Source organism: Mycolicibacterium novocastrense, assembly GCF_001570485.1.
GTDB classification, from domain to species: Bacteria; Actinomycetota; Actinomycetes; order Mycobacteriales; family Mycobacteriaceae; genus Mycobacterium; species Mycobacterium novocastrense.
Genome location: NZ_BCTA01000052.1, coordinates 160003 through 172918, shown reverse-complemented (window position 1 = coordinate 172918; position 12916 = coordinate 160003). Strand labels below are relative to the sequence as shown.

The following is a 12916-nucleotide window of genomic DNA, read 5'->3' as shown; positions in this document are numbered from 1 at the left end:
GCGAGCATCAGTACAGCTAAATATTCTGCATATGAATTAGCATTGCTAATGTGACCGTCGATGCTGCGCAGTTGGCGGCGTTCGCCGCGGTGATCGAGCACGGTTCGTTCGACGCGGCGGCGGCGCGGCTGCACGTCACGCCGTCGGCGGTCAGCCAGCGCATCAAGGCGCTCGAACAGCGGATCGGACAGGTGCTGGTCGTGCGCGAAAAGCCCTGCACCGCAACCGCAGCCGGTATCCCGCTGATACGTCTGGCGGCGCAGACGGCGTTGTTGGAGGCCGAGGCCCTCGCGGAGATGGGCGGCGGAGGTGGCGCCGCTCCGCGAATCGCCATCGCGGTCAACGCAGATTCGATGGCCACGTGGTTCACCGAGGTGCTCGCCGCCCTGGACGACGTGCTGTTCGACATCCGCATCGAGGACCAGGACCACTCGTCACGTCTGCTGCGCGAGGGTGTCGCAATGGGTGCGGTGACAACCGAGCGCGCACCGGTGCCGGGTTGCCGGGTCCAACCGCTGGGGGTCATGCGCTATGTCCCCGTGGCCAGCCCGGAGTACCGCGACCGGTATCTGCCCGACGGCTTCACCGCGGCGGCGGTCGGTCGGGCGCCGTCGCTGGCGTGGAATCGTGACGATGCGCTGCAGGACATGTTGGTGCGCAGGGTGTTTCACCGCGACATTTCCCGACCACAGCATTTCGTGCCGACCGCGGAGGGCTTCGGCGCCGCGGTCGAAGCCGGTTTGGGGTGGGGTATGTTCCCCGAGGCGCTGGCCCGGCCGCAGTTGGACGACGGATCGTTTGTGCGGATCGCGAGGGCACATCTCGATGTCCCGCTGTTCTGGCAGTGCTGGAAGCTGGACAGCCCGATCGTCGGTCGTGTCACCGAGGCGGTCACCGCTGCAGCGGGCGTACTCGCACCTCGTCGCCGGCGCTGACGGTGCCGACGGCGACAACTTCGGCGTAGACCCCCGCGCAGGGGAGCTTCCCTCCGCCGGGGACCTCGACGCGATTGTGTTCCAGCAGGTAGCGCACCGCATCCGGGAGTCGCTCGGTCGCACCGTGTTTGAGTGTCGGAACGGCGCAGCGCGGGGTGGGGAGGGTGACGCGCAGCGTGACCTCGCCGAGTTCGATCTCGGCTCCCACCCATTCGTTCTCGACGAAGGGCTCAGACCCGACGTCGACGACGACGTTGGGCCGGTACCGCAGTGCCTCGGATATGCCCACACCGATCGCGTCGAGCGTGGCCGTGGTGATCAGATGCACCGGGGAGTGGTCGACGAACGCGCCGCCGGGTGCGCCCTGCCCGAGTTCGAGCAGCACCGGATCGAACTCGGCGTCGATGCCGTGTTCGAGCACCTCCAGTGGGTCGGACCGCTCGAGAACCACGCCGGCAGCCCGCTCATCGGCGATATGCACTGTGCGCCCGAGTAGCTCGGACAGCGGAGCGGCAGCCTCGGTGACCGGCACGCTGCGCCCGTCGGGCAAGGTGACGGTGACGCTACCGTCCTCGCTGGTGGTCGACGCGCACTGCAGCAGTGTGCTCCACCGCCTCGGGTGCTTCGCGGTGGCGACGCGCCCGGTCTCTTCGTCGATGAGGGCGTACCGGCGGTCGCCGTCGACGCCCAGGGGCCCGATTCGAACCCGGTCGCGTACTTCTCCGAGCATCGATTTCACCGGGTAGCGCTGCAGCGCGGCCACGCGTCCGGTCATGTCGGTCAACCGATCTCGATTTCATCAGGGTGTGGGGGTGCGGTGGCCTCACCCGAGGTGAAATGGTCGACCAGGCCCGTGATCTCCAGGACGCGGTCGAGCTGCGGCGGCCGGTTGTCGAGGTGCAGCACGGCACCGCTGCGTGCCGCCTCCCGATGGATCACCAGCAGAGCCGACAGTCCCGTGGAGTCGAAGAACCCCAGCTCGGTGCAGTCGAGGCGCAGTTCTTTCACGCCGGCGTCGGTGGACAGCAGCTCGGAGACGACATCCAGAAGGGGTGCGGTATGTCCGTAGTCGAGGTCGCCGGCGAGGTGGATGCGTGCCGACGGAATCGTGACGTCGGTCTTCAGGGTGAATTTCATGCGGTCGGTGTGGTGTCGGGGGTAAGGGCGGTACGCGCAGCGGCCAGGTGACGCTGAGCTCGTGGAAAGTCTTGCAGCTGGGCGGACAGCAGATCCAGTGCGGGGATCAGCGACGTCGCCGGGACGTCGCGGGAACTGAGCACCTCGGCCGTCCACGCGATGAAGCCGGTGAACAGGTCGGGGTCGTCGATGTACAGGGCGGTCGCGAGAAAGTCGACGATGTGGGCGATGTCCTCGGTGGTGTGGTCGCGTTGCGCTTCGCTGTAGTCCTGCATCGCGGGGAATCGGTTTTCCAACTCGGCGACGGTGAACTTGACCAGCTGCGGTTTGGCCGTGCTGACCATCGAGTACTCCTGGTCGGCCAGGTGCGGCAGTTCGTCCGTGGCGGGCCGGTTCGGGGTGAGGCGAAGCCGGCCGACGCCTGCGCGCAGGCACTGCGCGGCGGCGCGGGCATCGGGTGCCCACGCGTCGGCACCCAAGAGTTGCGCGTACCGGCCGTCCGGTCCGAACGCCGCACCGCCGACGAGCACGGAGACGCCTGCGGCCTGGCACGCACTGATCGCGGCATGCGCTGTGGGTAGACGGGTCGGGATCGAGCACGACAGCGCGACCGCGTCGGGCGCGTGCTGATGCAGGTGCGCGACCAGGTGGGGCGTCGGCACCTGCGCACCGAGGAAGTCCACCCGCCAGCCGCGTAGACGCAGAACTTCGGCGAGCAGCCGCGCGGGTAGCGCGTGCCATTCGCCGTCCACGCAGGCCACGGTGACGCGCCCGGCCTCGTCGGGGGATCCGGCGGCCGGGTGCTGCGACAAAGCCGCGATGACGCGATCGTTGATCGCCGTCGCCGCGTGCTCCTGCGCAACGGTGATCCGGTTGGTCGCCCACTCCGTCCCGACCCTGCGTTGAACGGGCGCGATCACCTCGAGCAGCGCGTCCTCGGGCGTCATGCCCGAGTCCACAGCGGCGAAGACGGCGGTGACCGCGGCCTGCTCGTCGGCGTCGAGCGCCGCTTCCCACAGACGTTCGCGCACCGATGCGGGATCGGTCGCGGTCACTCCCGCGCCGATGTCCGATCCGCTCACGCTATGTACCTGCCTGCGGTGTGGCCGTCGACCGCGCTGAGATGTGTCCGGCGCGGCGCCGTGATGGCCACGACGGCCATGTCGTCGTGTTCCCGACCGGTTACCCACTCCGACGCGAGCATCATCATCCGCTCGACAACTGCCTCGGCGGGCAGTTCTGCGCATTGCGCCAGCGCGCCGATCAGGCGCTCGTCGCCGAAGGCCTCCTGACCGAGTGGGCCGCCGCGGGCCTCGGACAGGCCGTCTGTGTAGAGCAGGCACGTCTCACCCGGTGCGAGCGAAACCTCGGTCGACCTCGCTTTGAACTGCGGCAGGGCGCCGACCAACATGCCGCGGGTGTCTGCCTGCTCCACTGTCCCGTCGTTACGCACGATCAGCGGGGGCGGGTGCCCGGCACAGGTCAGCCGCAGCCTCAACTGACCCTCGCGGCGCGCGACGGAGGCGAGCACCATCGTGGCGAAACGGCTGTTGTCGGGGGTCAACAGCGCGCTGTTGAGCAGCTTGAGCACCGCTTCGTGCTGGTCGGCGAGCGGCGCCAGCGCTTGCAGCGTGTTGCGGATCTTGCCGCTGAGTACCGCGGCCTCCAGACCCTTGCCGCAGACGTCACCGAGGACGACAAGCGTCTCGCCATCAGGGTCCGCGGCGGGATGGACGTCATAGAAGTCGCCACCGACAAACTCATGGTCGGCTGACGCACGGTAGCCGCCGGCAAGCTCGAAATCCCCGTTCGGTCCCAATTGAGGCGGCATCAGGTCGCGCATCAGGGTGCGTGTGATCGCCGACTGTTCGGCATACAGCCGCGCCGCGGAGAGCGCCGCACCCGCACGGGTCGCGAACAGCCGGGCGAATCTTTCCTCGCTCTCGGTGAACACCGTGTGAGTGTCGCGGCGTAGCAGCACCAGCGCGCCCGCGGGAACGCCGTGCCCGGGCAGCGGCGTGATGAGGACCGACCCCACCTGCCCGACGAAATGCGAGGGAATCAACCAGTCCGGCACCGAGGCGGGATCGATCCAGCGGGATGGCACCGGCGGGAACCCGCGAAGCGCCTCGCCCAGGCCCGACACCTCGGCCGGGTCGGCATCCACGCTGCGGTGTTCGGCGGCACCATCGGGTCCGCTGCAGACCACGGGCATCCGCGCACCTCTGACAGGCGCGACGACCACCGCCGCGTCCGCCAGATGGCGGTCCGCCATCTGCGCCGTCGCCTCCATACAGCGCTCGAGGTTCAGCGACGCCATCAACACCGCCGAGACGTCATCGAGAAGTGCCGCGCGTTTCCGTTCCCTGGCCAGCTCCTGCTGCACGTCCCACAGCGACCGGTGGGCGTCCTCGACCAGCCACCACGCGACCTCGCCGCCGGCCAGCGCCGCGGGGCGTGCCTCGAAATCGCGCCCATTGAGCTTCCCGGTGGTCGACGCTTTCCCGGTGTCGGCCGACTGATCGCTTAGAAAGCGGTCGTGGGCGCGCGCCAGCCACGGCGTCGCGTCCGCCAGCCTGGTGCCGATCTCAGCGTCGGTCAGCAAGGCGCGCGCGGACGCACTCAAACCCTGGATGACTCCCGAGCGGTCGACCTTCACCACGGGGTGAGGAACCGACTGCCAGGCGGCTGCCTCGTCGGGCGCCTCGGCTCTCACGCTCCCGTCGCTGCTCATCGGTCAGCCGCGCTGACGATGCATTGACGCGAAACGAGCGGTCGCGTTCGGGTCGTCACCGTGCAAAGCGACGTCGGAACTGGAAAGCATCACACCCCTGCAGACAGGCACATCATTGGGAGGGCGTGGGCTCAGCCCCTGATGAAAGCGACTCTACCCTGCACTGGCCCGGCGTTGTCTTGAAAAGACGCCGCACCGCTCGTTCAGAAAGCGATGACGCCGCGGATGTTGCTTCCGGATCGCAGATCCTTCATCGCCTCGTTGATGTCGTCGAGCTTGTACTTCTGCGTGACCAATTCGTCGAGCTTGAGAGTGCCGGCCTCATACATCGACAGCAGTCTGGGCATGGCTTCGCGGGGATTCATCTCGCCGTAGAGGACCCCTTTGAGGGTCTTACACGAACTCACCATGTCTGGCAGGCTCAGCGGAACCATCAGGTCGCTGACCTTCGCCATGCCGGTGAGCACACAGGTGCCGCCCTTGCGCAGCAGCATCAGCGCCACCATCACGAGGTCGACCGGCACCACACCCGGTGTCAGCACGACACGGTCGGCCATCACACCCCAGGTGATCTCCTTGACCAGTTCCAGCGCCGCGCCGGCATCGACGGCGGTATGCGTCGCCCCGAAGGTGGGCGCGATCTCGCGTTTGAACTCGTTCGGGTCGACGGCGACGATGTGCTTGGCGCCGGCGACTCTCGCGCCCTGCACGGCGTTCATGCCGATGCCCCCCACTCCCACCACCACGACGGTGTCACCGGGTTGGGTTCCCGCCGCCACGGAGCCAGAACCGAAACCCGTTGTGACGCCGCAGGATACGAGGGACGCAGCCTCCAGCGGGATCCAGTCGTTGACCTTCACCAGCGAGCGTTCGGACGCCACGACGTACTCGGAGAAGGTGCCGACCTGCATCATCGCCATCAGGTCTTCGTCGCCGACATGGCGTCTGCACGTGCCGTCGGTGGTCATCGCCTTGCTGTAGATGTCGGCGCCGACGTCGCACAAATAGGTGTGTCCGGTCACGCACCAACGGCAGGTCCCACAGGCGGGGAAGAACGAGATCGCCACGTGGTCACCGGGTTTGAGCGTCTTCACCTCAGGGCCGACCTCTTCGACGACGCCCGATCCCTCGTGGCCGCCGAGCATCGGGAACCATTCGGGCACCGGCACGCCGGACGCGCGCATCAGCTCTTCCATCTCCGGGCTCGGCACGCTGTCGCCGGTGTAGAAGTGCTCGTCGGAATGGCAGATCCCCGCGTACGCCATCTTGACCAGAACCTCGCCTGCGCGGGGCGGGTCCAGCTCGACGTCGGTGACTTCCCAGTCGATGCCCACTCCGCGCAACACGGCCGCTCGTGTCTTCATCTACGACTCCTTCGGCCAGCCGACAGTTTTGGTTTCGGTGAAGATTTCGAGGCCTTCGATGCCGCACTGCCGTCCGACACCGGATTGCTTGTAACCGCCGAACGGGGCGTCCGCGCCGTACCAGAGACCGCCGTTGATTCCGAGGGTCCCGGTACGGATCCGGCCGGCTACGGACTTGGCACGGTCCAAGTCGTTGGCGAACACCACCCCCGACAATCCGTAGATGGAGTCGTTGGCGATCCGCACCGCATCGTCGTCGTCGTCGAATCCGATGACCGACAGCACCGGGCCGAAGATCTCCTCTTGGGCGATCGTCATCCGGTTGTCGACGTCGGCGAAAACAGTTGGCTCGACGAAGAACCCCTTCTCGAGGTGTGCCGGAATGTTGCCGCCGGTGACGACCCGTGCCCCTTCCTGCTTGCCCTTCTCGATATAGCCCATCACCCTGTCCTGCTGGCGTTTCGATACCTGGGGGCCTTGCAGCACGGAGGGGTCGGTGGGGTCACCGTACTTGTTCTTCTCCATCGCGACCTTGACGATTTCGACCGCCTCGGCGTAGCGACTGTTGGGCACCAGCAGGCGGGTCGGCATGGCACAGCCCTGCCCGGCGTGCATGGAGATGAACGCGCTGCCGCCCACTGTTGCGCTGATGTCGCCGTCGTCGTCGAGCACCAGATACACCGACTTGCCGCCGAGTTCGAGGAATGTGGGCTTGACGGTGTCGGCGGCCGCCTTCATGATGCGTCGCCCCGTCACCGTCGACCCGGTGAAGGCCACCATGTCGACGAGGGGAGAGGTCGAGAGCACTTCGCCGACCAGATGGTCCGACGAGGTGACGATGTTGATCACTCCCGGCGGAATGTCGGTCTGCTCGGCGATGATCCGGCCGATACGGGTGGCGTTCCAGGGCGTATCGGGAGCCGGCTTGAGCACCATCGTGTTGCCCATCGCCAGGATCGGCCCGATCTTGTTGAGGATGATCTCGATTGGGAAGTTCCAGGGCGTGACGACGCCGACCACCCCGACGGGTTCCTTCCAGACCTCACGTGCGGCGAGGGTGCCCATGCCGAAGGCGTCTTTGTCGGGAAGCGTTCGCTTCCAGGGGAACTCGGCGATCATATCGGCCGGCCAACTCAAGGCCTCTCTGAGTGGAACGTCGAGCTGCGGTCCGAAGGTGCTCAGCAGTGGGCAGCCCGCCTCTGCGATGAGCTCTCCGCGGATCTCCTCGCGCTCGGCCTCCAGCGCCGCCTGCAGTTGACGCAGTCCTGCGGCCCGGGCTTCACCGTCTCGCGACCAGTCGCTGTGGTCGAAGGCGTGGCGGGCGGCCGCCACCGCCCGTTCCATGTCGGCACGGGTGCCGTCGGCGGTGCCCCCGAGAACCTCCTCGGTCGCGGGGTTGATGTTGTCGAACTGCCGGCCCGTTTCGGATTCGACGAGCTTGCCGTCGATGAGCATGCGTGATTCGTGTGTCACCGGGTGTCCTTCACCACTGTCGAAGTTCGGCCACGGCGCCCGACGGTCTGGGAGCCAATGTCAGATAGGGAATGAAACTGCTGTTACCGCAACGAAGTACGTTGTGCACGACGTCAACGAGGTGATCGGCCTCGACGAGACCGCCCTGCATGTAACCGTTGTCCATCCAGAACCGGATGGCGTTCTCGAGCGCCTGCGGATCCCAGGTCTTGTTGAACTCGGTCTGGGAATCTCCCTCACCGCCGAAGCAGTCGCCGACCGCCAGGCGGGTGAAGCCGATGTTCGGGTGTTCGATGCGCCAGGCCTCGACCAATTTGTCCAACGCCGCCTTCGATACGGCGTAGGCACCCAGCAGGGGCCATGGGGCGGAATAGGAAGCGCTGAGCGACGAGAGGTACACCGCCGAACCCGCGTTGGCGGCCAGGTGAGTTGCCGCCGCCGCGGTGATGAGTGAGGCGCCGGTGACGTTGGTGGCGAATAGATTTGCCCACTGCTCACCCGTCACCTCGGCCAGCGGGGCGAGGACGCCGACGCCGGTCGTGTAGACGAGGGCGTCGAGACCACCGAATTCTTCGACGACGGCTGTCATCGCGCGTTCGCAAGCGTCCGCGTCCGTGACGTCACACGCGACGGCTACCGCACCGCTGCCCGCCTCCTTGGCGGCGTTCTCGAGGCGGTCACGACGCCGCGCGAGGAACGCGACCCGGGCGCCCTCCTTCGCGAGCCCGATACCGATGCAGCGGCCGAGACCCGCGGACGCTCCGACTACGGCGACTCGCAGTGATGGCGCGTCTGACATCAGATCTCCTTGAGACGAGGGCGAAGCAACATTATCAGTCTGGTAGAAGAACGATAATCAAAAACGGAAACGCTCATTTCCGTACGGTAGGCGATCACCCCGAGACGCGAATTGATCATTACTACCGCCTGACCACCTTGCGCGGCTCCGTCGCGAAGCTGAGCAGAAGCCGGTCGAGGATCCGTGCCGCACGACCGCGTGCTCGGCCGGGGCTTTTCGCGTGTGCCACCAGGAGCGCGCCCTCCTCGAGCGATGCGACGAGCATGTGCGTGAGCTCGGCAACGGGCAGATCGTCGATGCTGCCTTCGGCGATGGCATTGCGCACCATCTCGTTGATCAACGCGATGCTGTTGTCCTCCTGGATCGCGCGCAGGGTCCGCCAGCCCAGGACGACGGGTCCGTCAACCAACATGATGCGCTGCACCTCGGGTTCGAGCGCCGACTCGAGGAAGCCGTGAAGACCGGCGCAGAGGCGTTCCCACGAGTCCGCGCCGCGCGGCGGGGAGGACAGCGAGCGCAATGTGAGGTCCCGCTCGACCTCCTCGAACACCGCGCGGAAGAGTTCGGCCTTGTCTTTGAAGTGGTGATAGAAGGCGCCGCGGGTGCCGACGCCCGAGGTCTCGACCAAGTCGCCGATGCTGGTGTTGAAGTAGCCCTTCTGCACGAACAGGATGCGCCCGGCATCGATGAGATGGCGACGGGTTTGATCTCCGCGAGCACGTCGTTCGGAGTCCGTGCCACCACGCTTGGCCATGCCGAGCATGGTAGCAACATTCACGGTGTAGGTTAGCGTTGCCAGATAACCTGCATGTTGTATGTTGCTGGATGTGGCAGACGAAGGTGTTCGCGCGTACGGATCGGTCGCCCCGCTGAAAGTCGGCCTGCTCAACGACTATCCGACCAGGTCCGGCACCGAGGACGACACGCTCGACACGCTACGGCTGGTATTTGACGAAGCGGTATCCGCCGGGCTCGTCGACCGGCCGATCGAGGTGGTACGCCGCGACGTCATCGGCCTGCCCAACGGCACGTACCACGCCGTCGAACGCGGTTACGACGAGCTGGTCGCCGAAGGCTGCCTGGTGATTTTCGGCCCGTACGTCTCCGACAACGCGGTGCCGCTGTCCGCGCACGCCAACCGGGTCGCCACGGTCCCGAATCTCATCCTGTCGGGATCGGAGGAGGCGCTCGGGGAGTGGACGTTCGCGCTCAACAACGGGTCGATGCCCGAGGAGCCCGTCATGCTCGCCGCGGTGATGCTCGGCGATGAAAGGTCGCGTATCGCCATCGCATATGAGGCCTCTCTCATCGGCAAGGAGTATCTGACGTTCGCCGAGAAGGCTTATTCCGCAGCGGGATTGAAGGTCGTGGCCACGGCGGCCATCCCGCAGGTCGAAGCGGACAAGGCGGCGGTGGTCGCCGAACTCCGGGCCACCGGTCCCGATGCCCTTGTCCACGTTGGCTTCGGCCACGGGTTGTGGGGCTTCTCGGACGCCCTGGAGAGTGCCGGCTGGGATCCGCCGCGCTACACCACGACGGCGTTCGAGATGGCGCACATCAACGCCGAGTGGATGCGCCACCTGCGCGGCTGGGTCGGTCTCGACAGCTACGACGAGCGCAACGATGTCGGGCAGGCCTTCCTCGACCGATTCGAAGCGCGTTACGGCCGCCGGCCGGCGCACTCGATGCCGGGCCTGTGCCACGACGTCGCGACCGTGATCGCGCGGGGTCTGGCGGCGGCGAGGCCGCTGACCGGCGGAGGGGTCAAAGAGGGAATCGAGCAGGTGAAGCTCGTGCCGTCGGCGAGCGGAGCCCCGGGTACCTTCCTCCGGTTCGGCCGTTACATCAGGCAGGGTTGGCTGGGCTCCGATTACCTGATCGCGCGGCGGGTGCTGCCGGATGGAAGCGGACACGTATTCCACGCGGCGCCGAGCGACAACATTTCGCGCGCGGTCGGTATCCGCCGAGACTGAGCTTGTGCCCGACGATGGCGCGAATTTCCCGCAGGCTCAGTTTCGGCGTTGGCTACCCAGCTGGATCGCACCGAACACCGGCGCCGTGACGATCCCCGGCGGCTGGGCCCTCACGTAGGGGATCGCCCGGACAGCGCCCATCGCGATCATCAGATGCCCCGGTTGGGCGTGCTGTCCGCTGGGCACCTGGCCGTCCCAGCCGACGTCGAGTGCGAGCTCGAAACTCGGTTCGCCCTTGATGACGGCGCGGATCAACGGCGCCTTCTCTCCGGCGGCCAGCGGCTTCAGTCCCCACTGGGGTAGATCGCGCGTCAGCACCCATTCCTCGTGAATCGCCAACAAGGGGCGGCCTGACCAGTGTCCGACCCATGAGAACCGTTGGCCGACGACCGTTCCCGCTTCGATGGTGCCCGCCAGCACCTCGAGGTCGTGCGGAAGCGTGGTGGCGTCGACGGACACCTCGACGTGCGAGAGCGTGACGCCGAGAACGTCGGCGGTGGCGTTGAGCGCCTGGCGGTACGCCATGTCGAGCTTCTTGATGATCGGCGAGTCCACGCTGACGTCCTCGGGCGGTCTGCCCATGCCCATAAGATCGACGAGCATGGGTCGGCTGTCGACCGCCGAAACATCGGTCGCTTCGTAGAGGTCGATTCGATCGATCGTCTTGCTCAGCCCCGTCACGGTCGCCACCAGGCGTTCGAACATGAAGCCCGGATTCTCGCCCGCGGCGTGGAATCGGGACTGTCCCGCGCGACAGGCTTCCGCGAAGGCCGCTTCAGTCTCGGCGCCGTAGGTGGGCAGGTGGTTGTAGGACGTCGTCGTTATGACGTCGGTGCCCCCCGCGAGCAGTCGGCAGATGTCGTCGGCGTTGGTGTCGACGGCATGGGCCTTGCTGGCGGCATGGATGACGACGTCAGCGCCGAGTCCGAAGATCTCGTTCTTGTCCGTGGTAGCGAGCACGCCGGTGCTCGCCGGAAGGCCGCAAAGCGACCCGGCATCCTGACCGGCCTTCGCCGGGTCGTACACCAGCACCCCGGCCAATTGATAATCAGGGTTCTCAATGAGTTCCGCCAGCGCCGCGCGACCGACGGCGCCCGTGGCCCATTGAACGACTCGAGTTACCAATCGAACGCTCCCGGTGTGCTTTTCGCTGAGACAATGGCTTGGCTTCGGCCCAACGTACATGATGGAGGTCGGCAACCACCAGGGTGTATGTTGATAGCGGCCGATCCGCAGTGAGGAGTCGTCGCATGTTCGAGCCGGCGAGCGTCGAGGATCTCGAGCAGAGCATTCGAGACGCCCAAGACAAATTCAATGCAGGCATGGGCGCCGACGGTGACGCCACCCCGTATCCCTTCCTCAAGGAGCTGCGCGCGCAGGCGCCGGTGCACGCCGGGTGGCCCGAGATGGGCATGATCGGCAATTCGGGAGACGGCCCGCCGACCTTCACGGCGTACACGTTCGACACCGTCAAGGCGATCTTCACCGACAACATCACCTTCAGCACCCGCTGCTACGAGGACGTCGTGCGGCCACTGCAGGGCCCGACCATCCTCGAGATGCAGGACCCCGAACACGCGATCTACCGCAAGCTCCACGAGTTCGCCTTCGCTCGCTCATCGATGAAGCGTTGGGATACCGAACTCGTCGGCCCGCTGGTCGACCGAACAATCGCGAAAATCAAGGACGCCAAGCGTGCCGACCTGGTCGACGCGGTGTTCATGCCGATTCCGGTGCGGGTGATCGCAGCCCTACTGGGACTTCCCGATTCCGATGTCCTGCACTTCCACCGGCTGGCGATCGACCTACTGGGCTTCCGCGGCGACATGGACTGCGCGATGCGGGCATCGGCGAAGATGAAGGAGTATTTCGTCGGGATCCTTGCCGACCGGCGCAACGAGCCCAGGGACGACATGGTGTCCATCCTCGCGGCCGCAGAGGTCAACGGCGTGAAGATGTCCGACGAGCAGATCTACGGTTTCATGCGCAACCTGCTGCCCGCCGGCGCCGAGACCACATCACGCTCGACCGCCAGCCTGGCCTACGCACTGCTGACCCATCCCGATCAGCTCGACGCGGTTCGCGCCGACCGCACCCTGCTGCCGCAGGCCATCGAAGAAGGCATCCGCTGGGAAACCCCCCTGCTCAACTTCATGCGCGAGGTCACCTGCGACACCGAGATCGGCGGAGTTCGCGTACCCGAAGGCGCGACGATGATGCTGAGCCTCGGTAGCGCGAACCACGACGTAACACGGTGGAACGAACCGGAGAAATTCGACATCTTCCGGGAACGCAAGCCGCACATCGGGTTCGCGCACGGGGCCCACGTCTGCCTGGGCATGCATCTGGCTCGGCTCGAGACCACGAAGATCTTCAACGCGTTGTTCGACGAATTACCCGGATTGCGGCTCGATCCCGACGCGCCGGCGCCCTACATCACCGGAACGATGTTCCGCTCGCCCCCTCGACTTGACGTCGTGTGGGATTGAGGTAGCGACCGT

At 66.4% G+C, this 12916-nt stretch carries 12 protein-coding genes; 3 read left to right on the top strand and 9 right to left on the bottom strand.

The window, feature by feature from the left end; genetic code table 11:
• Positions 1-41: 41 nt before the first annotated feature.
• Complete coding sequence (locus RMCN_RS19875) at positions 42-935, top strand: LysR family transcriptional regulator ArgP (protein WP_409366062.1); 894 nt, start codon at positions 42-44, stop codon at positions 933-935.
• Here the strand turns inward: RMCN_RS19875 and RMCN_RS19870 are convergent.
• From RMCN_RS19870 to RMCN_RS19835, 8 genes are all read right to left on the bottom strand, one after another.
• Positions 892-1710, bottom strand: coding sequence for an MOSC domain-containing protein (locus RMCN_RS19870; protein WP_064413905.1), 819 nt, complete (start codon positions 1708-1710; stop codon positions 892-894). The two genes, RMCN_RS19875 and RMCN_RS19870, sit on opposite strands and share 44 nt — an antisense overlap.
• A gap of 5 nt (positions 1711-1715) precedes the next feature.
• Positions 1716-2072 carry an STAS domain-containing protein gene (locus RMCN_RS19865; protein WP_067392761.1) on the bottom strand — a complete coding sequence of 119 codons (357 nt, stop codon included), beginning with the start codon at positions 2070-2072 and terminating at the stop codon, positions 1716-1718.
• Positions 2069-3154 (bottom strand): cobalamin B12-binding domain-containing protein, encoded by a 1086-nt coding sequence (locus tag RMCN_RS19860; protein ID WP_234787726.1) that lies wholly within the window; start codon positions 3152-3154, stop codon positions 2069-2071. The genes RMCN_RS19865 and RMCN_RS19860 overlap by 4 nt, the downstream gene beginning before the upstream one ends.
• Positions 3151-4806, bottom strand: coding sequence for a PP2C family protein-serine/threonine phosphatase (locus RMCN_RS19855; RefSeq protein ID WP_067392759.1), 1656 nt, complete (start codon positions 4804-4806; stop codon positions 3151-3153). The genes RMCN_RS19860 and RMCN_RS19855 overlap by 4 nt, the downstream gene beginning before the upstream one ends.
• A gap of 203 nt (positions 4807-5009) precedes the next feature.
• Positions 5010-6170 carry an NDMA-dependent alcohol dehydrogenase gene (locus RMCN_RS19850; RefSeq protein WP_067392756.1) on the bottom strand — a complete coding sequence of 387 codons (1161 nt, stop codon included), beginning with the start codon at positions 6168-6170 and terminating at the stop codon, positions 5010-5012.
• Entirely contained in the window at positions 6171-7625 is a 1455-nt protein-coding gene (locus RMCN_RS19845) for an aldehyde dehydrogenase family protein (RefSeq protein ID WP_067393085.1), read from the bottom strand. It lies immediately after the preceding gene.
• A gap of 28 nt (positions 7626-7653) precedes the next feature.
• Positions 7654-8442, bottom strand: coding sequence for an SDR family oxidoreductase (locus RMCN_RS19840; RefSeq protein WP_067392754.1), 789 nt, complete (start codon positions 8440-8442; stop codon positions 7654-7656).
• A 121-nt stretch (positions 8443-8563) separates the two neighbouring features.
• Positions 8564-9196, bottom strand: coding sequence for a TetR/AcrR family transcriptional regulator (locus RMCN_RS19835; protein ID WP_064414040.1), 633 nt, complete (start codon positions 9194-9196; stop codon positions 8564-8566).
• A gap of 73 nt (positions 9197-9269) precedes the next feature.
• Between RMCN_RS19835 and RMCN_RS19830 the strand changes: the two genes are divergently transcribed.
• Complete coding sequence (locus RMCN_RS19830) at positions 9270-10415, top strand: ABC transporter substrate-binding protein (RefSeq protein WP_064414041.1); 1146 nt, start codon at positions 9270-9272, stop codon at positions 10413-10415.
• 36 nt (positions 10416-10451) lie between these two features.
• Here the strand turns inward: RMCN_RS19830 and RMCN_RS19825 are convergent, their stop codons facing one another.
• Entirely contained in the window at positions 10452-11540 is a 1089-nt protein-coding gene (locus RMCN_RS19825; RefSeq protein ID WP_067392751.1) for a dihydrodipicolinate synthase, read from the bottom strand.
• 125 nt (positions 11541-11665) lie between these two features.
• On the opposite strand from RMCN_RS19825, the gene RMCN_RS19820 reads away from it, so the two are divergent.
• Positions 11666-12904 carry a cytochrome P450 gene (locus RMCN_RS19820; RefSeq protein ID WP_067392748.1) on the top strand — a complete coding sequence of 413 codons (1239 nt, stop codon included), beginning with the start codon at positions 11666-11668 and terminating at the stop codon, positions 12902-12904.
• The last annotated feature ends 12 nt before the right edge of the window (positions 12905-12916 follow it).